This window comes from Mycobacterium sp. DL592, assembly GCF_011694515.1.
GTDB lineage: Bacteria > Actinomycetota > Actinomycetes > Mycobacteriales > Mycobacteriaceae > Mycobacterium.
Genome location: NZ_CP050192.1, coordinates 3743362 through 3766531, shown reverse-complemented (window position 1 = coordinate 3766531; position 23170 = coordinate 3743362). Strand labels below are relative to the sequence as shown.

General features: G+C 66.8%; 26 protein-coding genes. 17 read left to right on the top strand and 9 right to left on the bottom strand.

Annotated features, from left to right (window positions below; all coding sequences use genetic code 11):
* Positions 1 to 34 precede the first annotated feature (34 nt).
* The gene (locus HBE64_RS18110) at positions 35 to 1450 is read right to left on the bottom strand and encodes an esterase family protein (RefSeq protein WP_243841373.1); all 1416 of its coding nucleotides are present in this window, start codon (positions 1448 to 1450) and stop codon (positions 35 to 37) included.
* Positions 1451 to 1563: 113 nt separating this feature from the next.
* Here HBE64_RS18110 and HBE64_RS18105 point away from each other — a divergent pair, with 113 nt between their 5' ends.
* The 10 genes from HBE64_RS18105 to HBE64_RS18060 all read left to right on the top strand — a co-directional run bounded on the left by HBE64_RS18105 (position 1564) and on the right by HBE64_RS18060 (position 10943).
* A complete protein-coding gene (locus HBE64_RS18105; protein ID WP_167105156.1) occupies positions 1564 to 2214 on the top strand; it encodes a response regulator transcription factor in 651 nt (216 codons plus the stop codon).
* 29 nt (positions 2215 to 2243) lie between these two features.
* Positions 2244 to 3329, top strand: a complete 1086-nt coding sequence (locus tag HBE64_RS18100; RefSeq protein ID WP_167105153.1) for a sensor histidine kinase — start codon at positions 2244 to 2246, stop codon at positions 3327 to 3329.
* Positions 3330 to 3396: 67 nt separating this feature from the next.
* A complete protein-coding gene (gene ppk2 / locus HBE64_RS18095; protein WP_167105150.1) occupies positions 3397 to 4269 on the top strand; it encodes a polyphosphate kinase 2 in 873 nt (290 codons plus the stop codon).
* Between the two features lie 6 nt (positions 4270 to 4275).
* The gene (locus tag HBE64_RS18090; protein ID WP_167105147.1) at positions 4276 to 4788 is read left to right on the top strand and encodes a hypothetical protein; all 513 of its coding nucleotides are present in this window, start codon (positions 4276 to 4278) and stop codon (positions 4786 to 4788) included.
* A gap of 59 nt (positions 4789 to 4847) precedes the next feature.
* Positions 4848 to 5990 (top strand): ferredoxin reductase, encoded by a 1143-nt coding sequence (locus tag HBE64_RS18085; protein ID WP_167105144.1) that lies wholly within the window; start codon positions 4848 to 4850, stop codon positions 5988 to 5990.
* 70 nt (positions 5991 to 6060) lie between these two features.
* A complete protein-coding gene (locus HBE64_RS18080) occupies positions 6061 to 7311 on the top strand; it encodes a fatty acid desaturase (RefSeq protein WP_167105141.1) in 1251 nt (416 codons plus the stop codon).
* Positions 7312 to 7522: 211 nt separating this feature from the next.
* Positions 7523 to 8449, top strand: a complete 927-nt coding sequence (locus HBE64_RS18075; RefSeq protein WP_167105138.1) for a phosphotransferase — start codon at positions 7523 to 7525, stop codon at positions 8447 to 8449.
* Between the two features lie 2 nt (positions 8450 to 8451).
* Positions 8452 to 9183, top strand: coding sequence for an HAD family hydrolase (locus HBE64_RS18070; protein WP_167105135.1), 732 nt, complete (start codon positions 8452 to 8454; stop codon positions 9181 to 9183).
* An 86-nt stretch (positions 9184 to 9269) separates the two neighbouring features.
* Positions 9270 to 9725, top strand: a complete 456-nt coding sequence (locus HBE64_RS18065; protein ID WP_167105132.1) for a 2,4'-dihydroxyacetophenone dioxygenase family protein — start codon at positions 9270 to 9272, stop codon at positions 9723 to 9725.
* A gap of 3 nt (positions 9726 to 9728) precedes the next feature.
* The gene (locus HBE64_RS18060) at positions 9729 to 10943 is read left to right on the top strand and encodes a cytochrome P450 (RefSeq protein ID WP_167105129.1); all 1215 of its coding nucleotides are present in this window, start codon (positions 9729 to 9731) and stop codon (positions 10941 to 10943) included.
* 4 nt (positions 10944 to 10947) lie between these two features.
* Here HBE64_RS18060 and HBE64_RS18055 read toward each other — a convergent pair whose 3' ends face one another.
* Genes HBE64_RS18055 through aroA form a run of 3 tightly spaced genes read right to left on the bottom strand, consistent with a single transcriptional unit; the run spans position 10948 to position 14127 of the window.
* Positions 10948 to 11805 carry an aldo/keto reductase gene (locus HBE64_RS18055; RefSeq protein WP_167105126.1) on the bottom strand — a complete coding sequence of 286 codons (858 nt, stop codon included), beginning with the start codon at positions 11803 to 11805 and terminating at the stop codon, positions 10948 to 10950.
* A 43-nt stretch (positions 11806 to 11848) separates the two neighbouring features.
* Positions 11849 to 12838 (bottom strand): ribosome small subunit-dependent GTPase A, encoded by a 990-nt coding sequence (gene rsgA, locus HBE64_RS18050; RefSeq protein ID WP_167105123.1) that lies wholly within the window; start codon positions 12836 to 12838, stop codon positions 11849 to 11851.
* Positions 12835 to 14127: a 3-phosphoshikimate 1-carboxyvinyltransferase gene (gene aroA / locus HBE64_RS18045; RefSeq protein ID WP_243841372.1), complete on the bottom strand. Its 1293-nt coding sequence runs from the start codon at positions 14125 to 14127 to the stop codon at positions 12835 to 12837. Before aroA ends, rsgA begins: the two co-directional genes overlap by 4 nt.
* 43 nt (positions 14128 to 14170) lie before the next feature.
* Between aroA and HBE64_RS18040 the strand changes: the two genes are divergently transcribed.
* Entirely contained in the window at positions 14171 to 14935 is a 765-nt protein-coding gene (locus HBE64_RS18040) for an SOS response-associated peptidase (protein ID WP_167105117.1), read from the top strand.
* Between the two features lie 55 nt (positions 14936 to 14990).
* Positions 14991 to 16529: an aldehyde dehydrogenase family protein gene (locus HBE64_RS18035; protein ID WP_167105114.1), complete on the top strand. Its 1539-nt coding sequence runs from the start codon at positions 14991 to 14993 to the stop codon at positions 16527 to 16529.
* A 50-nt stretch (positions 16530 to 16579) separates the two neighbouring features.
* Here HBE64_RS18035 and HBE64_RS18030 read toward each other — a convergent pair whose 3' ends face one another.
* On the bottom strand, positions 16580 to 17425 hold the full coding sequence (locus HBE64_RS18030) for an NAD(P)-dependent oxidoreductase (protein WP_167105111.1): 846 nt from the start codon (positions 17423 to 17425) through the stop codon (positions 16580 to 16582).
* A gap of 5 nt (positions 17426 to 17430) precedes the next feature.
* Entirely contained in the window at positions 17431 to 17922 is a 492-nt protein-coding gene (locus HBE64_RS18025; RefSeq protein ID WP_243841371.1) for an aminoacyl-tRNA deacylase, read from the bottom strand.
* A 244-nt stretch (positions 17923 to 18166) separates the two neighbouring features.
* Between HBE64_RS18025 and HBE64_RS18020 the strand changes: the two genes are divergently transcribed.
* Together HBE64_RS18020 and rsrA are read left to right on the top strand one after the other, a co-directional pair.
* Positions 18167 to 18814, top strand: a complete 648-nt coding sequence (locus tag HBE64_RS18020; RefSeq protein ID WP_167109385.1) for a sigma-70 family RNA polymerase sigma factor — start codon at positions 18167 to 18169, stop codon at positions 18812 to 18814.
* On the top strand, positions 18811 to 19107 hold the full coding sequence (gene rsrA / locus HBE64_RS18015) for a mycothiol system anti-sigma-R factor (RefSeq protein ID WP_167105105.1): 297 nt from the start codon (positions 18811 to 18813) through the stop codon (positions 19105 to 19107). Before HBE64_RS18020 ends, rsrA begins: the two co-directional genes overlap by 4 nt.
* 36 nt (positions 19108 to 19143) lie before the next feature.
* On the opposite strand, the gene HBE64_RS25030 is transcribed toward rsrA, so the two are convergent.
* Positions 19144 to 19218, bottom strand: a complete 75-nt coding sequence (locus HBE64_RS25030; protein WP_369299095.1) for a 50S ribosomal protein bL37 — start codon at positions 19216 to 19218, stop codon at positions 19144 to 19146.
* A gap of 117 nt (positions 19219 to 19335) precedes the next feature.
* Here HBE64_RS25030 and HBE64_RS18010 point away from each other — a divergent pair, with 117 nt between their 5' ends.
* Both HBE64_RS18010 and HBE64_RS18005 read left to right on the top strand, forming a co-directional pair.
* Positions 19336 to 19551 (top strand): biotin/lipoyl-binding carrier protein, encoded by a 216-nt coding sequence (locus HBE64_RS18010; protein ID WP_167105102.1) that lies wholly within the window; start codon positions 19336 to 19338, stop codon positions 19549 to 19551.
* 5 nt (positions 19552 to 19556) lie between these two features.
* Positions 19557 to 21053: a sensor histidine kinase gene (locus HBE64_RS18005; protein WP_167105099.1), complete on the top strand. Its 1497-nt coding sequence runs from the start codon at positions 19557 to 19559 to the stop codon at positions 21051 to 21053.
* Positions 21054 to 21141: 88 nt separating this feature from the next.
* On the opposite strand, the gene HBE64_RS18000 is transcribed toward HBE64_RS18005, so the two are convergent.
* Both HBE64_RS18000 and HBE64_RS17995 read right to left on the bottom strand, forming a co-directional pair.
* On the bottom strand, positions 21142 to 21396 hold the full coding sequence (locus HBE64_RS18000) for a WhiB family transcriptional regulator (RefSeq protein WP_059021738.1): 255 nt from the start codon (positions 21394 to 21396) through the stop codon (positions 21142 to 21144).
* Between the two features lie 238 nt (positions 21397 to 21634).
* On the bottom strand, positions 21635 to 22603 hold the full coding sequence (locus HBE64_RS17995; RefSeq protein ID WP_167105096.1) for a diacylglycerol kinase family protein: 969 nt from the start codon (positions 22601 to 22603) through the stop codon (positions 21635 to 21637).
* Between the two features lie 81 nt (positions 22604 to 22684).
* Here HBE64_RS17995 and HBE64_RS17990 point away from each other — a divergent pair, with 81 nt between their 5' ends.
* Positions 22685 to 23170: a GtrA family protein gene (locus HBE64_RS17990; RefSeq protein WP_167105093.1), complete on the top strand. Its 486-nt coding sequence runs from the start codon at positions 22685 to 22687 to the stop codon at positions 23168 to 23170.

The window sequence follows — 23170 nt, the reverse complement described above, 5'->3', positions numbered from 1 at the left end:
GCGTCGGGCGGCTCCGAGATGGCTTGCGGCGCAATCAAGTCGGACTGATGAGGTTGACTCGTCTTGCCAGCCAGGGAAGTTCGGTGGCCAGTCCCGCTGAGAAGACGCGCCAGTCATGTGCGCCATGGAGTTCGGTGAGGTGGCTCTGCATCCCTGCGGCTGCGGTTGCTTCGTGGACCCGAGTTGCGTCGCCGCGGCTGTCATAGTCAGCGTCACCGACCACAATTGCCGCCGCGCTCTCAGGGTAGCGACGAATGTTCAGCAGATCCAACGGATTTACGCGGCGGAAGGCCGTCTCATCGCCACTGAAGACTTCGGTGACAGTGCGCCGTCGATCGCCGAGCGTGGGTTCCGCCGATCCAGCGATATCGATGAAGCTGGGGTAGACATCGGCGTGGTTGGTACCCAGTTGCAGAGCGCAGGTCCCGCCGTATGAGGCTCCCGCGACGGCCCAGGCGGAAGATCGCAGGTCGACGCTGAGGTGGGTTCTGATCCAGGCCGGGACGTCCGTTGCGAGGTAGGCGTCGACATTTCCCAGCGGGGAATTCAGGCACAGCGGGTCGCGGAACGGCCCGCCTGTCGGGTCGGGAACGACGACGATCGGAGCCAGACCGCGGTGGGCGCCGGCGAAGTCGTCCATGATGCGCACCAGCTTTCCCGCACCCACCCAGTCTTGCGGCGTCCCCGGTTGACCGGTGAGAAGGACGAGTACGGGAAGGCGGGGTTGGATGTCGCCGAAGTACGCCGGCGGCAGGTAGATCTTCGCCCGCCGCGCGACGAAGCCCGACACCGTGCCGGGGATGTCTGCAGAGCTCAGCTTTCCCCGCGTGGGGAGGCTGGGCGGCGGGGTCCAGGATCGTTCCAACGGTCCGGTCATGTCGCGTGCCGGTGTCTGAGTCCGCAACGCTGGCAGGGCGACGTCATCCGGGCGGGCAATGCCCAGCGCGTCCCGGGGAGTCGGATAGGCGGCGAACAGAGCGTTGACCTGATTGGCGCAGGCGGTCAGCACGATCACTATCGACACCACTAAACCCGCACTGACGGGCCAGCGTTCGGCGGACACCGCAAGCGATGCGGCCAGGCACAACGTGAAGACGGCTGCGCCGGCCCACATCAACACCGAGACCGGAATCCGGTCTGGGAAGAGTTTCCACACATTGCGGGCCAACTCATCACCGGCCACCGTCACCGCGACCGCGACGGTCAGGTAGATCACGCACGCCGTCGTCTTGGCCGGCGGGCGCGCTGGTCCCTTCAGCGTCCGGACGAGCAACCATGTTGCCGCCACGATGCCCGCGATCTGCAGCACTCGGGGAAGCGGACCGGATAGCAACGGCCAGTCCAGCATGAGCACGATTCGATGATCGACGGCCCGGGCCGATCCGCCCATCCACCGATCGGCCAGATCCGGCAGCCAGTCGTCGCACGGCCAGATGGCGCCTCTGGACAATCGGCTGATTGTCACCGGCCACCTGACTGGAGTTGGTGGTCTCGTGTCGACGGGCCGGCGCCGATCAATAAGCTCGGTTCGGAAGCCTGCGCGGGCAGACGAGGAGAAGCCGGGTGTTCAAAGTCGTCATCGTCGATGACGAAGCGCTTATCCGATCCGGATTCGAGTTGATTCTGTCTGCCATCGACGACATCGAGGTGGTCGCGACCTGTGACGGCGTGCAGGCGGTCCGGGTCATCACCGACCACCGGCCGGACGTCGTTCTCCTCGACATCCGGATGCCCGGCAAGGACGGTTTGGGTGTGCTTGCCGACCTTCAGCAGCTGGCGTCGCCGCCGGCCGTGGCGGTGTTGACCACCTTCGACACCGATGAATACATCGCGAAGGCGTTGCGTCTGGGCGCTGCCGGATTTCTTCTCAAGGACACCGACCCCGAGCAGCTGCCGCACCTGGTGCGCAGTCTGGCTGCGGGCGGATTGGTCCTGTCGAACAAGGTCAGCCCCAAGGTGATCGCCGGGTACCTGGGTGACCGGCCGGACGAAGCGGCGGTGCAGATCATCGCCGGACTGTCCGACCGGGAGGGCCAGGTGCTGCGCCTGCTGGCGCGGGGCCGGTCCAACGGGGAGATCGCATCCACCCTGTACTCGAGCGTGGGAACGGTGAAGGACCAGGTCTCGTCGATCTTGTCCAAACTGGGCGTCAAGTCGCGGGTAGAGGCGGCGATCATTGCCCAGCGCGCACGTCTGCTCGACGAGCCATGTTGAAGTCCGCTCCCAGCGCGAAGACTCGACGGGTGTTGGCTGAGCTCGCGGTGTACGCGTTGAGCCTCGGCGATGCGCTGGGTTCGCTGCTGCCCGACGAGCCTGTTCGCCACTGGGTGTTGGCCGGGATCGCGGTGGCGGGTCTGCTCATCCGCCGCAGGTTTCCCTACCTGGCGCTGGCACTCGCGCTGCCGGCAGTGGCGACGGATTCGGCGGTCATCGCCGCGATGGTCGCGCTGTATACCATCGGCGAACGGCGGCCGGGCAGGCTCGGTATCGTCGCAGGCTGCGCGGCGTTCTTCGGCTGCTACACCGCACTGTGGGATCAGTCCTACTCGGGCGTCGACACGTTGTTGAACCTGGTTTACGCCAGTATCTTCTCGACGGCACCGGTGTGGCTGGGCATGCTCATCACCGCGCGCTCCGAACTGTCCGAGAAGCTGGCTGAGATCGAGCGGGTCCGGCGGCACGAAGAGGAGTTGGTCGTCGATCGCGCGTTGGCCGGTGAGCGGGCGGCGCTCGCCCGTGAGATGCACGACGTGGTGTCGCACCAGGTCAGCCTGATCGCTGTGCAGGCCGGTGCGCTGCAAGTCACCTCACACGACGCGGCCGCCATCGATGCGGCACGGACGATCCGCATGCTCAGTGTCCGGACTCTCGATGAGTTGCGGGAGATGGTCAGGGTGCTGAGGCCATCAGGGGAGCCGGGCGTTGGTCTGGCGCCGCAACCCGGGATCGACGACATCGCGGCCCTGGTGGCGTCGTCGCGCGTACCGACCCGGATCGACAGCGTCGACCATCTTGGTGCGGCACCCCCGGCTCCGGTGCAGCGTGCGGTTTATCGCGCAGTCCAGGAGGGCCTGACCAATATCGCCAAGCACGCCCCCGGCGCCAGCGCCACGCTCGCATTGCGTGTCGACCCAGACCAGGTGAGTGTGTCGTTGACCAATACCAAACCCACCCGTGCGCCTGAACAACTGCCAAGTTCGCAGCACGGGCTGCTCGGCCTCCAGGAACGCGCGGAGCTGCTGGGCGGCGAGCTGACGGCAGGGCGATGCGACGACGGCGGCTACCGGCTGACGATGACCCTGCCGATTCACACCTCGCCGACGCCGTAGGCAAGCGCAGGCCGCCAAGTAATCGACTTGCTCAGCGCACGGCCCTTCGTGGTCGTACGATGCGGCGATGGGCGACGTCGAGACCAACGGTTCACCGCCGAAGGGTAAAGAGAAGAAGAAGACTGTTCGCAAGATCTCCAACGAGGCCTACGAAGCCGAGTTGTTCAGGCTGCAAACCGAGTTCGTCAAACTTCAGGAGTGGGTGCGCCATACCGGTGCGCGTGTCGTGGTCATCTTCGAGGGTCGCGATGCCGCAGGCAAGGGCGGCACCATCAAGCGCATCACCGAGTATCTGAGCCCCCGGGTGGCCCGCATCGAGGCGCTGCCGGCGCCGACCGAGCGCGAACGCGGGCAGTGGTATTACCAGCGCTACATCCAGCAGCTGCCCGCCAAGGGCGAGATAGTGCTCTTCGACCGGTCCTGGTACAACCGGGCCGGCGTGGAGAAGGTGATGGGATTCTGCACCCCGCAGGAACATTCGCTGTTCCTGCGGCAGACGCCGATCTTCGAGCAGATGCTGATCGACGACGGGATCATCCTGCGTAAGTACTGGTTCTCGGTGTCGGACGAGGAGCAGCTGCGCCGATTCCGGTCGCGGCTCAATGACCCTGTGCGGCAATGGAAATTGTCACCGATGGACCTGGAGTCGATCTACCGATGGGAGGACTACTCGCGGGCCAAGGATCAGATGATGGTCCACACCGATGTGCCCAACAGCCCGTGGTATGTCGTGGAGTCCGACGTCAAGAAGCACGCGCGGCTGAACATGATGGCGCATCTGCTGTCGACCATCGACTACCACGACGTCGAACTTCCCAAGGTCGACCTGCCGCAGCGCCCGGTGATCAGTGGCAGCTACTACCGGCCCGCGCGTGAGCTGTCGACGTATGTGCCCGACTACGTGGCCACCCTTGTCGGCGACCCGGAGAACGGCAGCTAATCTTCGTTGGTGCGGGTGTACATCCCGGCCACGTTGGCCATGCTCCAACGCCTGGTCGTCGACGGGTCCATGCAGCCGCTGTCCGGCACGGCGTTCGCGGTCACCCCGACATTGCGTGAGTCCTATGCCGAAGGTGACGACGAAGAACTTGCCGAGGTCGCCCTCGGTGAAGCGGCGCTGGCCTCGCTGCGACTGCTGGCGTCGGAGTCTGATTCGGGTACGGGCCTGCCGCTGCGCCGGGCGGTCCTGGTGGCAGATGCCCCCGACGCCGCGGTGACATCGCGCCCCGATCTCGACGACGCTGTGGTGCGCATCGACGGGCGGGTGGGGCTCGACCAGGTGGTGGCCGCCTATGTGGACAACGCCGCCGCCGAGTCCGCTGTCGAAGCGGCGATCGCCGTCATCGACGACGCGGATCTGGGGGACGAGGACGCCGAGTTGACCGTCGGGGATGCGCAGGACCACGACTTGGCCTGGTATGCCAGTCAAGAGCTGCCGTTCCTGCTCGAACTGCTGTGAACGCCTGGATACGGAACCGTAAGTTACGGTACCGTAGGTTAGACACGGCAGGAGCGGGCATGGGGAAAAACGACGTCAAGAGCAGTGCGAACGTGATCGATACGGCGCGACCGGCGGTCGCCGGCGCCGGAAAACGCCCGGTGGTCGACGCGATGCGCGCGCTGGTCGGCCGGATCACCACGCCGCTGCTTCCCGACGACTATCTGCAGCTGGCCAACCCGCTGTGGTCGGCGCGGGAGTTGCGGGGCCGGGTCGTCGAGGTCCGCCGGGAAACCGAGGACTCGGCGACGCTGGTGATCAAGCCGGGCTGGGGATTCACGTTCGACTACGAACCGGGGCAGTACATCGGGATCGGCCTGCTGGTCGACGGACGGTGGCGGTGGCGGTCCTATTCGCTGACCTCGAGCCCCGTGACATCCGGTACGAGCAAGACGATCGCGATCACGGTCAAGGCGATGCCCGAGGGGTTCTTGTCCACCCACCTTGTCGGCGGCGTGCAGCCGGGCACCATCGTGCGGCTGGCCGCACCGCAGGGCAACTTCGTCATGCCCGACCCCGCGCCGGCGTCGGTGCTTTTCCTGACCGGCGGCTCCGGGGTCACCCCGGTGATGTCGATGCTGCGCACTCTGGCCCGGCGCGATCAGATCGGCGATATCGTCCACATTCATTCGGCCCCAACGCAATCCGATGTCATGTTCGCCGCTGAACTCGAGCAGCTCGCACGCGACCACGACGGCTACCGGCTGACCGTGCGCGCCACCCGCAGCCAGGGCCGGCTGGACCTGCAGCGGGTCGGCGAGGTGGTGCCGGACTGGCGGGAGCGCCAGACCTGGGCCTGTGGGCCCGAGGGCATGCTCGACGACGCCCACGCACTGTGGCGGGCCGCCGGCATCGCCGACCGGTTGCACCTGGAGCGCTTCGCGGCCACCCGGGCGGCCGGTCACGGCCAGGGCGGGACGGTCACCTTCGAGCGCAGTGGCAAGACGCTGACGGTGGACGCGGCGACCTCACTGATGGAGGCCGGGGAACAGGCCGGCATCCGGATGCCGTTCGGCTGCCGGATGGGCATCTGCCAGTCGTGCGTGGTGAGCCTGGTCGACGGGCACGTTCGTGATCTGCGAACCGGTGCCGAACACGAGCCCGGCACCCGAATCCAGACGTGCGTTTCCTCGCCGTCCGGCGACTGCGTAGTCGATGTGTGAGGTTTACTGGCTAGTAACCTACGGGAACGTAGGTTACGGTAGCGTAGGAAGCTGAAGGGAGGCCTGACACATGGCAATCACCGATTTGGACGTATTCGCGCATCTCACTGACGCCGATATCGAGAGCCTCGCCGTCGAACTCGACACCATCCGGCAGGACATCGAAGATTCCCGGGGCGAGCGGGACGCTCGGTATATCCGTCGCACCATCGCCGCCCAGCGCGGCCTCGAGATCGCCGGCCGGCTGATGCTGGCCGCGAGCTCGAAGCGCTCCGCATGGTGGGCCGGAACGGTGACCCTGGGCGTGGCCAAGATCATCGAGAACATGGAGATCGGCCACAACGTCATGCACGGCCAGTGGGACTGGATGAACGATCCCGAGATTCACTCCTCGACGTGGGAGTGGGACATGAGCGGGTCCTCCAAGCACTGGCGGTTCACCCACAACTTCATGCACCACAAGTACACCAACATCCTCGGCATGGACGACGATGTGGGCTACGGCGTTATCCGGGTGACCCGCGATCAGCGCTGGCGGCCGTTCAACCTGTACGGCAACCTGTTGTTCAACACGCTGCTGGCCATCGGGTTCGAATGGGGCGTGGGGCTGCAGCACCTGGAGCTCGGCAAGATCTCCAAGGGCCGCGACGACCGGAAGGCCACGTTGATTCGCGTGCGCGAGTTCGGCGTCAAGGCCGGCAGGCAGCTGTTCAAGGACTACGTGGCCTTCCCGGCCATCACGTCGCTGTCGCCGGGTGCCACCTTCCGCTCCACGGCCACGGCCAACGCGGTGGCCAACGTGATCCGCAACGTGTGGGCCAACGCGGTGATCTTCTGCGGCCACTTCCCTGATGGCGCAGAGAAATTCACCAAGACCGACATGGTGGGCGAGAGCAAGGGGCATTGGTATCTGCGCCAGATGCTGGGCAGTGCCAACATCGACGGCGGCCCGGTGATGGATTTCATGACCGGCAACCTGTCCTACCAGATCGAGCACCACCTGTATCCGGACCTGCCGAGCAATCGGCTCTCCGAGATCTCGGTGCGGGTGCGTGCGCTCTGCGACAAGTACGACCTGCCTTACACCAGTGGGCCGTTCCTGGTCCAGTACGGCAAGACGTGGCGGACCATCGCCAAGCTGTCGCTCCCGGACCGGTTCCTGCGCGACACCGCCGACGACGCACCGGAGACCCGCAGCGAGCGGATGTTCGCCGAGCTCGAACCGGGGTACGCCGGGGTGGATCCGCAGACCGGCCGCAAGCGTGGTCTCAAGACCGCGATCAACGCGGTGCGGGAGTGGCGACGGGCCAAGTCCGCCTAGGGCTGCAACGCTTCACCGAACCGCGGTTCGCTCGCCGCGCCAAGATGACGGTTCGCCACTACGCTGATGAACAGTTGGTGACTGATCAGCGAACACAGCCTCTCGCTGTCTGGCATCGGGAGGCGTCGTTATCGGGACATATGTCGGTTACGTCAAACGTGACGACCGGCTGCACGGCTTTCTGAGCGGAGTCGTCCGCGATCACCTTGGCGTGCACGGCTCTTCGCCGGCATTCCGGGCATTCCGGCTGCGCGGTAGCAACGAGGTGTACGGCTACGAGGAGAAGCACAGCCGTGCCCGGGTCATCTGCAAGTTCTACGGGCCGCGCTTCGGGTGGGACCGCGACAGAGCGGCGGGCATGGCCTACCGCGAGTACGACAGCCTTCAGCGGCTGCGCGGGTACGACCTCGTCGGCTCGCCGCACCACGTGATCCGCCCACTGGCGGTGGCACCCGATATCAACGGGGTGTTGGCCCTGGAGTTCTACGCCGGCGAGCAGTTCAGTGCGGCCATCGCACGATCCATCCGGGACAACGACCACGCCCACCTGTACTGGCGCCTCAAAGCGCTGGCGTATTATCTTGCGACACAACATAATCGGACCGCCAACGGCAAGACGGTCGACTTCGACGTCGACTGCTGCTACTTCGCCCAGATCGTCGAGCGGCTCGAGCGCCACCGCCGCATCGGCCGATGGGACGCCGAAGAGCTGCTGTGGTTGCAGGGGCTGTGGCGGGAACGTCCGGAGATGTGGCAGGACCGCCAGGTGTGGCTGCACGGTGACGCCACCCCGGCGAACTTCCTGTTCGGCCACGGCCTCGATGTCGCCGCCATCGACCTGGAACGGATGAAGCGCGGGGACCGGATGTTCGACGTCGGGCGGGTGGCCGGGGAGCTGCAGCACGCGTTCATGCTCGCCACCGGCTCACGCAAGCGCGCCGAGCCGTTCATCGGTCACTTCCTGTGGGAGTACAGCTGCCATTTCCCGGACCGCGGTAGCGCTTTCGCGTCGATCACGTCGCGGTTGCCGTACTTCATGGCACTCAACCTGCTGCGGATCGCCCGCAACGATTACATTTCACCGGAGTACGGCGCGCGCCTGGTCCGCAAAGCCAAGCTGCTGCTGCAGGCTTCGTGAGTATGGACCTGGCTGCCATCGCTTTCGACGTCAACGGCACACTGATCGACATTCGCACCGACGATCACCGCGAGGACGCGTTCCGGGCCGTCGGTCACTTCCTCACCTACCAGGGTATCGATCTGCGCCGCCACCACATTCGCGATCTGTACTTCGAACGGCTCAAGGCTCAGCAGCGCCACAGCCCGGAAGTGCACCCGGAATTCGACGGACCGGGCATCTGGCGTTCGATCGTCGAGGACTTCGCCAGCGACTACACCCGCGCTCTCGCGGCGCAGCGTCTCGCCGAGTTGCCGTTGACTTTGGCCGAGATCTACCGCGGGGTCACGCGGCGCAAGCTCAAGCTGTACCCGCACGTGCGCTCGACGCTGCGCATTTTGCGCGAGCACTTTCCGATGGCCATCGTCAGTGACGGCCAGAGCAGCTATGCCCGCGGCGAACTGCACAAGGTGGGCCTCACCGAGTACTTCAACCCGGTCGTCGTCTCTGGCGATCACGGTTTCCGCAAGCCCGATCGCCGGCTGTTCCAGTTCGCCCTCGACGGCATGGGCGTGGCGGCCGAGAAGACCCTGTACGTGGGTAACGACATGCACCGCGACATCTTCGGCGCGCGCGAAGCCGGTATGCGCACCGTGATGTACGACTCCGACCAGGGCACCAAGCAGCATCAGGACTGCGAGCCCGAACACCGCATCACCGACTTCCGCGACCTGCTGGGAATCGTCGGCCTTTAGGTCACCAATTTCCGGTAGTTGAAAACCGGAAATCTGCGTCGTATGATGTGAGCCACATCCGCACCCCCGGGAGAGAGGCCACCTCAATGACGACGTTCGACATCCCGACCGCAGTTCACATCGGCGCCGACGAGCTACCGTTCGTCGAGCTGCCGGACGGCTCCCAGTTAAAGGTCATCCAGGTGAAGGAAGCCGAGGGCCTGTGGATCGTCGAGAACGTCTTCCGCGCCGGCTACGAAGTCCACCGGCACAAGCACACCGGCCCCGTCTACGCCTACACCACCTCGGGGGCCTGGAAGTACAAGGAGTACGACTACGTCAACCGGGCCGGTTCATTCCTCTACGAGCCCGCCGGATCGGTACACAGCCTGCAGGTCCTCGAGGACGACACCCACGTGTGGTTCCAGATCTACGGCGCCAACCTCGACATCGACGCCGACGGCCAGGTCGAGCGAGTGGTCGACGGCGCCAGCGCGCTGAGCACCTACCTCGCGCTGTGCCAGGCGGCGAACCTGCCCACCCCCAACGTGCTGATCGGTTAGACGATGACCGCCATTGTCGCCGGCCCCGTCGACCTCGCCGACCCCGACACCTTCGTCCCCGGCGTACCGCACGACGCCCTCGCCGAGTTACGTCGCACCGACCCGGTGCACTGGCAGCCGATGGACGGCGAGCCCGGCTTCTGGGCCGTGCTACGCCATGCCGACGTCGTCCACGTCGCCAGGCACCCGGAGATCTTCTCCTCCGAGACCGCGGGCATCGTCGTCGAGGACTGCCCGCCGGACACCCTCGGCCGGGTCCGCAACATGCTCATCGGCATGGACCCGCCGCGCCACCATATCCACCGCGCTCCGCTCTCGCCGCACTTCCGGCCGAAAATCGTTGCGGGCATGGAGGTTCGGGTTCGGGAGATCTGCCGCGACATCATCGCCGATGCGCGTGAGCGCCGCGAGGTCGAGTTCGTCCACGACGTGGCCTCCCGACTGCCGACCCAGGTGATCGGCGAGCTCTTCGGACTGCCGCGGCAGGACTGGTCCTACTTGCAGAAGCTGGCCGAGATCACCACCTCGAGCCAGGATCCCGACCTGTACAGCCCGGAAATCGCCGAAGGTCAGGCAGGCGCCGAAATGGCCTCCTACGCCATGGAATTCGCGCGATCGAGGCGTAAGGCTGACCGCACCGAGGACCTGACCAGCGAGATCCTCGACGCCGACTTCGGCGGCAGGCCGATGAGCGACGTCGAATTCGGCGGCTTCTTCGTCCAACTCGTCACCGCGGGCAACGACACCACCAAAGGCATGCTCTCCTCGGGCCTGCTGACCCTGCTGCGCCATCCCCGGCAACTGGCCCAGCTGCGCGTCGAACCCGCACTGCTCGCACCGGCCGTCGAGGAGATCATCCGCTACGACAACCCGCTGCACTACTTCCGGCGCACCGCCGTCGTCGACACCGAACTCGCCGGCGTGCACATCGCCGCCGGAGACAAGGTGGCCATGTACTACACCTCGGCCAACCGCGACGAGCTGGTCTTCGACAACCCGCAGGCCTTCGACATCACGCGCAGGCCCAACCCGCACCTGTCGTTCGGTATGGGCGGGCACTTCTGCCTCGGCGCCCACCTGGCCCGGCTGGAGGGCCGGGTGTTCTTCGCCGAACTGCTCGCGGCATTCCCGGAGATCCGTCTCACCGGTGCCCCAGTGCGGGTCCGCTCGAACCTCAACAACGCGCTGAAGACGCTGCCCGTGCGGCTGGAGTCCTGAACTGCTACTTCGGGATCCAGTCGAAGGTGTCCGGGTCAGGGCCACGGCGGCCTGCCGTGCCCCTGTCCAGCGCGGTCAGCTCGTCGATCTGGTCGTCGCTGAGCTCGAAGTCGAAGATGTCGATGTTCTCCCGGATGCGCTCGGTGCTCACCGATTTGGGGAACACGATGTCGCCGCGCTCGATGTGCCAGCGCAGCACCACCTGGGCCGGGGACTTGCCGATCTTCTGCGCGATCTGGCCGACGATCGGATCGTCGAGCACAGCTCCTTGGGCGATCGGCGACCACGCCTCGGTCACGATGGTGTGCTCGATGCCGTAGGCGCGCAGCGCGTCGTTGGCGAAGTAGGGGTGCACCTCGATCTGGTTGACCGCGGGCACCGTCTCGGTGTCGCGGGCCAGCTGCTCGAGATGGTGGATCTGGAAGTTCGACACCCCGATGCTGCGGGCGCGGCCCTCGGACTTGAACTCCTCCAACGCCTTCCAGGTCGAGACGAAGTCGCCGTCGTAGAGGGTCGGCAACGGCCAGTGGATCAGGAACAGGTCGACGTAGTCCGAGCCGAGAGCCTCGATGGTCGCGTCGAACGCGCGCCGCGCATCGTCGGGCTTGTGGAAGCCGTTGTTGAGCTTGCTGGTGACGAACACCTCGGAGCGGTCGATCCCCGAGTCACGGATGCCCTGGCCGACGCCCTTCTCGTTCTGGTACATCTCGGCGGTGTCGATGTGGCGGTAGCCGATCTCCAGCGCGGTGCGAACCGCCGCCGCGGTCTCGTCGGGCGGGATCTGGAAGACCCCGAAGCCGAACTGGGGGATGGTGTTGCCGTCATTGAGAGTGATCTGGGGAACCTGGGAGCTTACGGTCATGACTTCGGTGTGCCTCTCTGTCGCCTATGTCAAACCAAGTTAGTCAGTACGCGGCGGCTTCGCTCAACGCGCCCAGCAGACGCCGGGCGGCACCCACCCGTCGGGCCTGCGGTCCGGTCAGCCCGTCAAGTGCACATTCCGGGTCGGCGGGCGGCCCCATGTGGCCGCATCCGCGGGGGCAGTCGTCGATCGCATCTGCGAGATCGGAAAAGGCCCGCAGGACGTCGTCGGGCTCGACGTGGGCCAGGCCGAACGACCTGATCCCCGGGGTGTCGACCACCCAGCCGCCGCCGGGCAGCGGCAGCGCCACCGACTGGGTCGAGGTGTGCTTGCCCTTGCCGACGCCCGACACCTCGCCGGTGGCCCGATCTGCTTGCGGAACAAGGCGATTGACCAAAGTGGACTTGCCGACACCGGAATGCCCCAGCAGGACGGTCACCTTCCCGGTCAGCAGCGGCTCGACCTCGTCGAGTGGATCGTCGCGGCCCGCTGTGATGACGGTGATGTCCAGATCGGCGAACTGCCCGGCGAACGGCTCGGCCGGGGCCAGGTCACTCTTGGTCAGGCACAGGATCGGCCGCAGCCCGCCGACGTAGGCCGCCACCAGGGCCCGATCCACCAGACCGGTCCGTGGCGGCGGGTCCGACAGGGCCACCACGATCAGCAGCTGGTCGGCGTTGGCGACGACCACCCGCTCGGTCGGGTCGGTGTCATCGGCGGTGCGGCGCAACACCGTTCGCCGTTCTGCGCGGCGCACGATGCGTGCCAGCGTGTCCGGGCGGCCGGTCAGGTCACCGACGACGTCCACCTGGTCGCCGACGACGATCGGGGTGCGTCCGAGTTCCCGCGCCCGCATCGCGGTGACCAGACGGTCGGGGTCACCCCCGAGCACACAGCCCCAGCGCCCGCGATCGACGGTGACCACCATGGCCGACACCGCGTCGGCATGTTCGGGCCGGGTCTTGGTGCGGGGACGCGAGCCACGGCCCGACCGGATCTTGACGTCGGACTCGTCGTACTCGCGTCGTCTCAATCGCGCCCCAGCATCTCAGCCCACATCCGCGGGAAATCCGGCAGCGTCTTGGCGGTGGTGCCAATGTCCTCGACCGCGACACCGGGCACCCGTAGGCCCACGATCGCGCCGGCCGTCGCCATCCGGTGATCGGCGTAGGAATGCCAGCTGCCCCCGTGCAGCGGGCGGGCGGTGATGACCAGACCGTCGTCGGTCTCCACACAGTTACCACCGAGGGCGTTGATCTCGGCGCTCAGTGCCGCCAGCCGGTCGGTCTCGTGGCCGCGCAGATGCGCGATGCCCGTCAGCCGCGACACCGAACCGGGCTGGGCTAGCGCGGCCAGCGCGGCCACCGACGGGGCCAGCTCGCCGACATCGTGCAGGTCGACGTCGAACCCCGGGTACCCGCCGTCGGCGCCGCGCACCTCCAGATACGAATCAGCTTGGTGCACAGTCGAACCCAAAAGCTTCAGGATGGACAGGATGGTGTCGGCAGGCTGTACGCTGGCCCGCGGCCACCCGACGATGCGCACCGCACCGCCGGTGGCCACCGCCGCGGCCAGGAACGGCACCGAGTTCGACAGGTCCGGTTCGACGTCCCAGTGCCGGGCCGCCACGACCCCGGGTGCCACCTGCCACTGATTGGCCACCGAGTCGTCGACTTCGACGCCGGCCTCGCGCAGCATCGCCACCGTCATCTCGATGTGCGGCGCCGACGGCACCGAGCTACCCGTGTGCACCACCGTCACACCGGTCCGGAACGACGCCCCCGAGAGCAGCAGGCCGGAGACGAACTGTGAGGACGCCGAGGCGTCGATGTACACCGTGCCACCCCGGACGCTGCCGGTTCCGCGCACCAGGAACGGCAACCCGGCACCTTCGACGTCGACGCCGAGACCGCGCAGCGCGTCGAGCAGGGGAGCGATCGGCCTGGCCCGGGCCTGGTCGTCGCCGTCGAACTCCACGGCCGCGGTGCTCAACGCGGCCAGCGGCGGGACGAACCGCAACACCGTGCCGGCCAGCCCACAGTCGATGCGGGCCCGGGTGGCGGCGGGAGCGAGGTCGCCGCCGATCGTCAGATCGTCGCCGTCGCCGTCGACAGTCAGGCCCAGCGTCTGCAGCGCGCCGATCATCAGGTCGGTGTCGCGGCTGCGCAGCGCCCCACTGATCGTGGTCGTGCCCTGACCCTGGGCGGCGGCCAGCCCGGCCAGGATCAGGGTGCGGTTGGTCTGCGATTTGGAGCCCGGCACCGTGACGGTGGCATGGACGGGCGCCGGTGCGCTCGGTGCCGTCCACAGGTCGGTGTCCACGGCTACATCCTGCCTTGTCGCACCGGTAGGTAACCATGGACATATGTGCGGACGATTCGCGGTCACCACCGACCCGGCCCTGCTGGCCGAAAAGATCCAGGCCATCGACGAAGCCACGGCCGCGGCGGGGGAGAGCCGGGGTGCCAACTACAACGTGGCACCCACCGCCACCGTCGCCACCGTTGTGCGCCGCCACGACGAACCCGACGACACCGCGACCCGCCGGGTGCGGCTGATGCGGTGGGGCCTCGTCCCGCCGTGGGTGAAGGCCACCGCCGAGGGCACCCCGGAGAACAAGGGCCCGATGCTGATCAACGCCCGCGCCGAGAAGGTGACCACCTCGCCGGCCTTCCGCGCCTCGGCGAAGAGCAAGCGCTGCCTGGTGCCGATGGACGGCTACTACGAATGGAAGCCGAACCCGGATACCCCGGCCGGGAAGAAGGCCCGCAAGACGCCGTACTTCATGTACCGCGCCGACGGCGAACCGTTGTTCATGGCCGGGCTGTGGTCGGTGTGGCGGCCTGAGAAGGACGCCAGCCCGCTGCTGACCTGCACGATCATCACAACCGACGCCGTCGGCCAGCTGGCTGAGATCCACGACCGGATGCCGCTGATCGTCGAGGAGGCTGACTGGGACCGCTGGCTGGACCCCGACGAGCCCGCGGCCGCCGACCTGCTGGTAGCCCCGCCCGATATCAGCGGTCTCGCGGTGCGGGAGGTGTCGACCCTGGTCAACAGCGTCCGCAACAACGGTCCCGAGCTCCTCGAGCCGGCCGAATCAGACAACCAACCGGTTGGCCTGTTCTAGTCGGGCGGGTGCCGCTACGCTCACAGGCACATTCCGCCCAGCGAGAGGAGCGGCCATGACCGCGGTCGAACCCAAGTCCGATCAGGCCATCATCACCGTCCGCAACCCGGCCGACGGCCGTGTCGCCGGCACCGTCCCGATCGACGGTCCGGAGACGGTGGCCGCCAAGGCCCGCGAGTTGCGCCTGTTCCAGCAGGAGTGGGAGGAGATGGGCCCGCGCGGCCGCAAGGTCTGGATGCTCAAGTGGCGGGACTGGATTCTCGACAACACCGACCACCTGACCGAGGTCCTGATGTCGGAGACCGGCAAGTCCCGGGGCGACGCCATGCTCGAGCCGGTGGCGCTGGCCGACGCGATCAAGTACTGGTCGGGCAACGCCGAGGAGTTCCTCGCCGACCGCCACCCCAAGCCGCACAGCCTGCTGTTCAAGGTCAAGAAGCTCACGACCGTGTACCGGCCCTACCCGCTGGTCGGGATGATCGAGCCGTGGAACTTCCCGCTGGCGATGCTCGCCCTCGATGTGGTACCTGCACTGGCGGCCGGCGCCGCGGTCCTGCTGAAACCCTCTGAGGTGACGCCACTTTCGGCCGTCGAGTTCGTCCGCGGCTGGAACGAGGTCGGCGCCCCGCCGATCCTGGCCCTGGCCACCGGCTACGGAGACACCGGCGCCGCGGTGATCGACAACGCCGACTACGTCCACTTCACCGGGTCCACCGGCACCGGCCGCAAGGTCGCGGTGGCCTGCGCACAGCAGCTCAAGCCGTTCAGCCTGGAACTCGGCGGCAAGGACCCGGCGATCGTGCTGGCCGACGCCGACATCGACCGCGCTGCCAACGGCATCGCCTGGGGCGGGATGTTCAACTCCGGCCAGGTGTGCATCTCGGTGGAGCGGGTCTACGTCGAGGCCCCGGTCTACGACGAGTTCGTCGCCAAGCTCACCGACAACGTCCGCGCCATCAAGCAGGGCCAGGAGAGTGAGGGCGCCAGGTTCGACACCGGTGCGATGGCCACGGCCGCCCAGCGCGACATCGTCGACCGGCACGTGCAAGAGGCGGTCGCCTCAGGCGCGCGGGTGCTGGCCGGCGGCAAGCCGACCGGTGTCGGGACGTTCTTCCAGCCGACCGTGCTGGCCGACGTCACCCCGACCATGTCGTGCATCGCCGAGGAGACGTTCGGCCCCACACTGCCGGTGGTCAAGGTCGCCGACGAGGACGAAGCGGTCCGACTGGCCAACGACTCCCAGTACGGGCTGTCCGCCAGCGTGTGGACCGGTGACGTCGATCGCGGTGAGCGGGTGGCGCGCCGACTGGAGTGCGGTGCCGTCAACATCAACGATGCGCTGACCAACGTGTTCTGCCCGTCGTTGCCGATGGGTGGCTGGAAGGATTCCGGCATCGGGTACCGCTCCGGCGGAGCCAACGGGCTGATCAAGTTCTGCCGGCAGCAGGCCATCACCGCCCCGAGGATCCCCACCCAGAAGTCCGAACTGATGTGGTACTCGTCGTCGAAGCGCCAGGGCAAGATCGCGATCGCAGCGATGCGGGCGATGGCGGGCAGCGGCGTGCGCCGCTTCGGGCTGCGTCCGAAGAACTAGCACAGCGGACTGCGTCCGAAGAACTAGCACAGCGGACTGCGTCCGAAGAACTAGCCCTTGTATCCGGGCGGGTTCGGGGTGTCGACCCACAGGTCGACCCCCAGCTCGGAGCCCGGGATGCAGTCGTAGACCGACAGGTCGGTGACACCGGCGTCGAGCAGCACGTCCTCGCACAGCAGGGAGTGCCCGGTGAACTCGCGCGCGGGCTTGCTCAGCACCGCGTAGGCGGCGTCGGAGTACACCTCCGGCTTGCGTGAGCGGGCCATCGCCTCGTCTCCGCCGAGCAGGTTCTGCACCGCCGCCGTGGCGACCATGGTGCGCGGCCACAGCGTGTTCGAGGCAATACCCTCGGCGCGCAGTTCCTCGGCAATGCCCAACGCGCACAACGTCATTCCGAACTTCGCCATCATGTACGCGGTCGGCTTGAGCCACTGCGGCTCGAGCCGGATCGGCGGCGAGAGCGTCAGGATGTGCGGGTTCTCCCGGCCCTTCATGTGCGGGATGCAGGCTTGCGACACGGCGTAGGTGCCGCGGATCTGGATGCCGTTCATCAGGTCGAACCGCTTGAGCGGCACCTCTTCGATGGAACCCAGGTTGATCGCCGAGGCATTGTTGACGCAGATGTCGATGCCGCCGAACTGTTCGACGGCGGCGGCGACCGCCGCGGCCACCGAGTCGCCGTCACGCACATCGCCGACGATCGGCAGTGCCTGGCCGCCGGCCTCTTCGATCTCCTTGGCTGCGGTGTAGATGGTGCCCGGCAGCTTGGGGTGCGGCTCGGTGGTCTTGGCGACCAGTGCCACGTTGGCGCCGTCGGCCGCGACGCGCTTGGCGATGGCCAGGCCGATACCGCGGCTGGCTCCGGAAATGAACAACGTTTTGCCTGCGAAGGTCATGAGGCTCACCCTAGGGCGCGAATATCGGCGGTCACCGCCTGGGTGATCCGAACCAGATTTTCGGGCGCCAGCGCGACATCCCAGCCCCGTTTCCCCGCACTGCACGCCACCCGGTCGAACGTCAGCGCCGAGCTGTCGATCACGGTCGGCGGGCGCTTGCGCTGTCCCAGCGGGGAGATCCCGCCCAGGACGTATCCGGTGGACCGCTCGGCTGCCGCGCGCTCGGCCATCGTCGCCTTGGCCAGGCCCAACGCCGACGCAGCGGCCTTCAGCGACAGCTTCCACGGCACCGGCAACACCGCTACCGCGAGCCCGGAAGGCCCGGCGATGATCAGCGTCTTGAAGATCTGCTCGGCCGCCAGGCCCGCACCGGCCAGCGCGGCCACCGCCTCGTCGCCGAACGACTCCGAGCGGGGGTCGTGGTGATAGCGCAGCACCTCATGGTCGACTCCGGCCGCAATCAGCGCCGCGATCGCCGGGGTTGCCGCACCTGCCACGCCGGTCAGCGTAGGCGGGGAATTAGCCGGGTCGCCAATCCCGTTATGCGGTGTGGCTAGGCGCGGTCGACACGACCGCGAGGAAATTTTGTTGGCCACGGTTCTAGGATTGGAAGGAGAGAAGCCGGTGTCGGTCTCCATGACCCTGGTGCGCGACGAGCTCACGCCGTCGTTTCTCGTCCGTCCGATACCGCTGCCGGAGCTCCGAGTGGGCGCCGCGGCAGAAGGGACCACGTCAATCACGATGACTGACACCGAGGGCACCGACGGTTCCGGCGCTGCCGATACCGCCGTGCGCGAACCCGACGAGGACTTGCTGGCACGCTTCGAGCGTGACGCGATCCCGTTGATGGATCAGCTGTACGGCGGCGCGCTGCGCATGACCCGGAACCCCGCCGACGCCGAAGACCTGGTGCAGGAAACCATGGTCAAGGCCTTCGGCGCGTTCCGGTCGTTCCGCGAGGGCACCAACCTCAAGGCGTGGCTCTACCGGATCATGACCAACACCTACATCAACAGCTACCGCAAGAAGCAGCGGCAGCCTGCTGAGTACCCGACCGACGAGATCACCGACTGGCAACTGGCGGCCAACGCCGAGCACACGTCGACCGGTCTGCGTTCGGCCGAGGTGGAAGCTTTGGAGTCATTGCCGGACTCCGAGATCAAGGAAGCGCTGCAGGCGTTGCCGGAGGAATTCCGGATGGCGGTGTACTACGCCGACGTCGAAGGCTTTCCGTACAAGGAGATCGCCGAGATCATGGATACCCCGATCGGGACAGTGATGTCCCGTCTGCACCGCGGTAGGCGCCAGTTGCGCACGCTGCTCGCCGACGTGGCCAAGGAGCGCGGGTTCACCCGCGGTCAGGATGCGGCTGAGGAGGTGTCGTCATGAGCGAGGACTGGCGCCCGCCGATCGGGCCGGTAGACCCCGACCACCCCGAGTGCGCGGCCGTGATCGCCGAGGTATGGACGCTGCTCGACGGCGAATGCACCTCAGAAACCCGGGAGCGGCTGCGCCACCACCTCGAGGAGTGCCCGGCCTGCCTGCGGCACTACGGGGTCGAGGAACGCATCAAGGCGCTGATCGCCTCCAAGTGCAGCGGCGAGAAAGCCCCCCACTACCTGCTCGAGCGGGTACGTCTGGAGATCAGGCGGACCACGATCATCACCCGCGACGAGTCCTGAAACAAAAAGTGCCCGGCAGATTGCCGGGCACTTTTGTCAGCTGTTGGGTCGCTTGCCGTGATTGGCTTTGCTGTGCTTGCGAGCTTTCTTCTTACGGCCGCGCTTGGCCATGGTGTACCTCCAGGGTTTTGATCGTTGCCTCCAGTGTCTCACGGCGGCATCACACCGCTGACCACCCGGTCGTGTGGTTCGATAGGACAGCATTTCAACGACAGAGTGAGGGTGGAGATGGCCGAGGATGTTCGCGCCGAAATCGTGGCCAGCGTGCTCGAGGTCGTGGTCAGCAAGGGTGATCAGATCGGCGCAGGCGACACCCTGGTGCTTCTGGAATCGATGAAGATGGAGATCCCGGTGCTGGCCGAAGTGGGCGGCACCGTGACCGAGGTCAACGTGTCCGTGGGTGACGTCATCCAGGCCGGCGACCTCATTGCCGTGATCGACTAGCTCCCGTGTCGACCCTCGGTGACCTGCTCGCCGAGCACACGGTCCTGCCGGGCAGCGCCGTGGACCACCTGCACGCAGTGGTCGGCGAATGGCAGCTGCTGGCGGACCTCTCGTTCGCCGATTATCTGATGTGGGTGCGCCGCGACGACGGCGCGCTGGTCTGCGTCGCCCAATGTCGGCCCAACACCGCCCCGACCGTGCTGCTCAAGGATGCGGTCGGCACCGTCGTGGCCGATCCGGACCTGCCCTTCGTGATCGAGGCGTTCACCTCCGGGGAGATCGGCCTCGGTGGGGGAGACGCCTCGCTGCGCGAGCCCGGCCTCAACGTCGAGGCCGTGCCGGTGCGCTGCAACAACCAGGTGGTGGCGGTCATCACCCACCAGACCGCGCTGGCCGAGCGACGCACCTCCTCGCCCCTGGAGAAGGCGTATCTGGATTGCGCGGGCAACCTGCTGCACATGGTGTCGGAAGGCACCTTTCCCAACGTCGGCGACCTCGCGGTGTCGCGGTCCAGCCCGCGGGTGGGTGACGGCTTCATCCGCCTCGACGTCGACGGTGTGGTGGCCTACGCCAGCCCGAACGCGTTGTCGGCGTACCACCGGATGGGTCTGTCGGCCGAGTTGGAGGGCCACAACCTGGTCGTCATCACCCGGCCGCTGATCTCCGACCCGTTCGAGGCACAGGAGCTGGCCGAGCACGTCCGCGACTCGCTGGCAGGCGGCTCCAGCATGCGCATGGAGGTCGACGCCGGCGGCGCCGCCGTTCTGCTTCGCACGCTGCCACTGGTGGTTCACGGCGCCGCTGCGGGGGCGGCGATGCTCATCCGGGATGTCACTGAGGTCAAGCGCCGGGACCGCGCTCTGCTGTCCAAGGACGCCACGATCCGCGAAATCCATCACCGGGTGAAGAACAACCTGCAGACGGTCGCGGCCCTGCTGCGGCTGCAGGCCCGCCGGACCAACAACGAGGAGGGCCGCGAGGCGCTCATGGAGTCGGTGCGCCGGGTGGCGTCGATCGCCCAGGTCCATGAGGCACTGTCGATGTCGGTGGACGAAGAGGTCAACCTCGACGAGGTCATCGACCGCATCCTGCCGATCATGAACGACGTGGCCCGCGTCGACGCACCCATCCGGATCAACCGGGAAGGCGCGCTGGGTGTCCTCGACGCCGACCGCGCCACCGCGATGGTCATGGTGATCACCGAGCTGGTTCAGAACGCCATCGAGCACGCCTTCGACCCATCGGCGAAACAGGGCTGCGTGACGATCCGGGCGGAGCGCTCGGCGCGCTGGCTCGATGTGGTCGTCCACGACGACGGGCGTGGCCTGCCGGAGGGATTCTCCCTGGAGAAGTCCGATCGGCTGGGCTTGCAGATCGTGCGGACGCTGGTCTCCGCGGAGCTCGACGGATCGCTGGGAATGCACGACGTTCCCGGCAGCGGAACCGACGTGGTGCTGCGGGTGCCGATAGGTCGGCGATCAACAGCTCGGGTGCCGCAATAGCAAAGTGTGATGCACAATACATTCAAATAAAAAGACGCGGCCCCGGCATTTGCCGGGGCCGCGTCTTTACGTATTGCGAAGCGTTAGGTCAGACCCCGCTGCGGGCCCGGGTGCGAGCGTTGCGGCGCTTGAGCGCGCGACGCTCGTCCTCGCTCATCCCGCCCCAGACGCCGGCATCCTGGCCGGAGTCCAAAGCCCAGGTCAGGCACTCAGTGGTGACCGGACAACGGTTACAGACGAGCTTCGCGTCAGCGATCTGGGCGAGTGCCGGACCGCTGTTCCCGACTGGGAAGAACAGTTCCGGATCCTCGTCACGGCAGACCGCCTTGTGGCGCCAATCCATTAGTCGCTACTCCTTAACTGTGTGCGCAATGCGGCGCACTGTCTTTTACTTCGGCTGTTAACGCGTGCACACAAATGTTTCTGCGTTGTTGCATCCGATCGTTTCACAGCCGTGGCGGATGTCAATAGGACTCAGTTAACACGTGTGCAATCTCACTGCGGGGGTGGGTTCTCGAAGCCCTCACCCGTTTGTACTAGACTCAACCCACTTGCGCTCTAAATCCGCATGTGATTTTGGATCAGTGCTGGTCAGCGCCTTTGTTAGCCGGTGGAGCGACCACGTTCAACGCCTCAGGAACGGCACGGAACGTCATTTCTGAGCGCAGGCCAAGAAAATCCCCGTCGATCTGGCAGGCAACCGGATCGGCGCTCGTGATGCGCACCCACGCCAGGTCGTCGTCCCGGATCAGGTGCTTGGCCTTGATGACCGGTCGCTTGGACAACATCCGGCGCACCAACATCAGGTTGCGCCAGATGTTCATGCTGGTCGTCGCGAAGACCCCCAGGCCCGTCTCGAACGTCGTCTCGGGGTTGGTCCACACCGGCCGGGTGTTGGCATAGGTCCACGGGCTGGAGTTCGACACGAACGCGAAGTGCACGCCGCTGACCGGCTCGCGCCCGGGCAGCTCCAGGGTCAGGCGGGGTTCCTCGCGCACGTTGGACAGCATCTCGCGCACCGCGATCCGGATGTAGCGGCTCGCGGTGACCTTGCGGCCCTTGGCCCGTTGGGCCTCCACTGCGGCCACCACGTCGCCGTCGACGCCCATGCCCGCGGTGAACACCGCCCAGCGTTCCCCGCAGTCCATCAGGCCGATCCGCCGCCACGCGGAACCGTTGCGGTGGGCGCTGATGAGGTCGATGAGCTGGTTGGTGGCCTCGATCGGATCGGGGCTGATGCCCAGCGCACGGGCAAAGACGTTGGCTGACCCGCCGGGCACCACGGCCACCGCGGGCAGCGTGCCCACCACGGCGGGTGGCTTGCCCAACAAACCGTTGACGACTTCGTTCACCGTGCCGTCGCCGCCGTGAACGATGATCATGTCGATACCGTCGCGCCGCGCGGCCTCGGCGATCTCGATCGCGTGGCCACGGTGGTCGGTGTGTACGACGGACAGCTCCACCCGGCTCTCCAGCGCGTGCGCCAGGAGATCGCGGCCGGCCGCGGTGGTCGAGGTGGCGTTCGGGTTCACGATCAGCACGGCACGCACGAGGTATGAGCCTATCGGCGTGAGGTGCCCCTGTCGGACAGGGTTTGCCTACTCATCACGTACCGGTCAGCTGCCGGTGGGATGCTCGCATCCGTGGCCGTCGATCCCGCTACCCGGCTGCCGAAGTTCGTCGACTGGTTTCACGGGGCCTGTGTCACCGTCGCCGCGGCCTTGCCCTTCGGGCTGAAAAGGGTTGTCCCCGCGACATTTCTGGGCTTCGTTGTCATCAACAGCGTCACCTTCGCACTGGACCTGGTGTTGCTCACCGTTCTGCACGGTCTGCTGCGGCTGCCGTTCGGGCTGGCGGTGTCGCTGGCGTACGGGTGTGCCTTCGCGGCCAGCTACGTCCTCAATCGCACGTTCAACTTCCGGTCACACGCGCCGGTGGGCCCCCAGGTCGCCGTCTATGTGGTGGTCGTGGTGATCAACTACCTGGCGTTCATCCTCGGGGTGTCGAGCGCACTTCTCGCCCTCGGCGTGGATTACCGGATCGCCCGGATCGGGGCGGGTGCCTGCGAGGGCGTCTTCATGTACTGCGCGATGCGCTGGCTGGTGTTTCGGCGCTGA

Coding starts and splice junctions, on each gene's coding strand:
- HBE64_RS18035 (WP_167105114.1), top strand. CDS start 14,991: ATGACCGCGGTCGAACCCAAGTCCGATCAGGCCATCATCACCGTCCGC.
- HBE64_RS18055 (WP_167105126.1), bottom strand. CDS start 11,805: ATGACCGTAAGCTCCCAGGTTCCCCAGATCACTCTCAATGACGGCAAC.
- HBE64_RS18000 (WP_059021738.1), bottom strand. CDS start 21,396: ATGGATTGGCGCCACAAGGCGGTCTGCCGTGACGAGGATCCGGAACTG.
- HBE64_RS18085 (WP_167105144.1), top strand. CDS start 4,848: ATGGGGAAAAACGACGTCAAGAGCAGTGCGAACGTGATCGATACGGCG.
- HBE64_RS18060 (WP_167105129.1), top strand. CDS start 9,729: ATGACCGCCATTGTCGCCGGCCCCGTCGACCTCGCCGACCCCGACACC.
- HBE64_RS18070 (WP_167105135.1), top strand. CDS start 8,452: ATGGACCTGGCTGCCATCGCTTTCGACGTCAACGGCACACTGATCGAC.
- HBE64_RS17990 (WP_167105093.1), top strand. CDS start 22,685: ATGCTCGCATCCGTGGCCGTCGATCCCGCTACCCGGCTGCCGAAGTTC.
- HBE64_RS18040 (WP_167105117.1), top strand. CDS start 14,171: ATGTGCGGACGATTCGCGGTCACCACCGACCCGGCCCTGCTGGCCGAA.
- rsrA (WP_167105105.1), top strand. CDS start 18,811: ATGAGCGAGGACTGGCGCCCGCCGATCGGGCCGGTAGACCCCGACCAC.
- HBE64_RS18020 (WP_167109385.1), top strand. CDS start 18,167: ATGACTGACACCGAGGGCACCGACGGTTCCGGCGCTGCCGATACCGCC.
- HBE64_RS18080 (WP_167105141.1), top strand. CDS start 6,061: ATGGCAATCACCGATTTGGACGTATTCGCGCATCTCACTGACGCCGAT.
- HBE64_RS18065 (WP_167105132.1), top strand. CDS start 9,270: ATGACGACGTTCGACATCCCGACCGCAGTTCACATCGGCGCCGACGAG.
- HBE64_RS18030 (WP_167105111.1), bottom strand. CDS start 17,425: ATGACCTTCGCAGGCAAAACGTTGTTCATTTCCGGAGCCAGCCGCGGT.
- ppk2 (WP_167105150.1), top strand. CDS start 3,397: ATGGGCGACGTCGAGACCAACGGTTCACCGCCGAAGGGTAAAGAGAAG.
- HBE64_RS18010 (WP_167105102.1), top strand. CDS start 19,336: ATGGCCGAGGATGTTCGCGCCGAAATCGTGGCCAGCGTGCTCGAGGTC.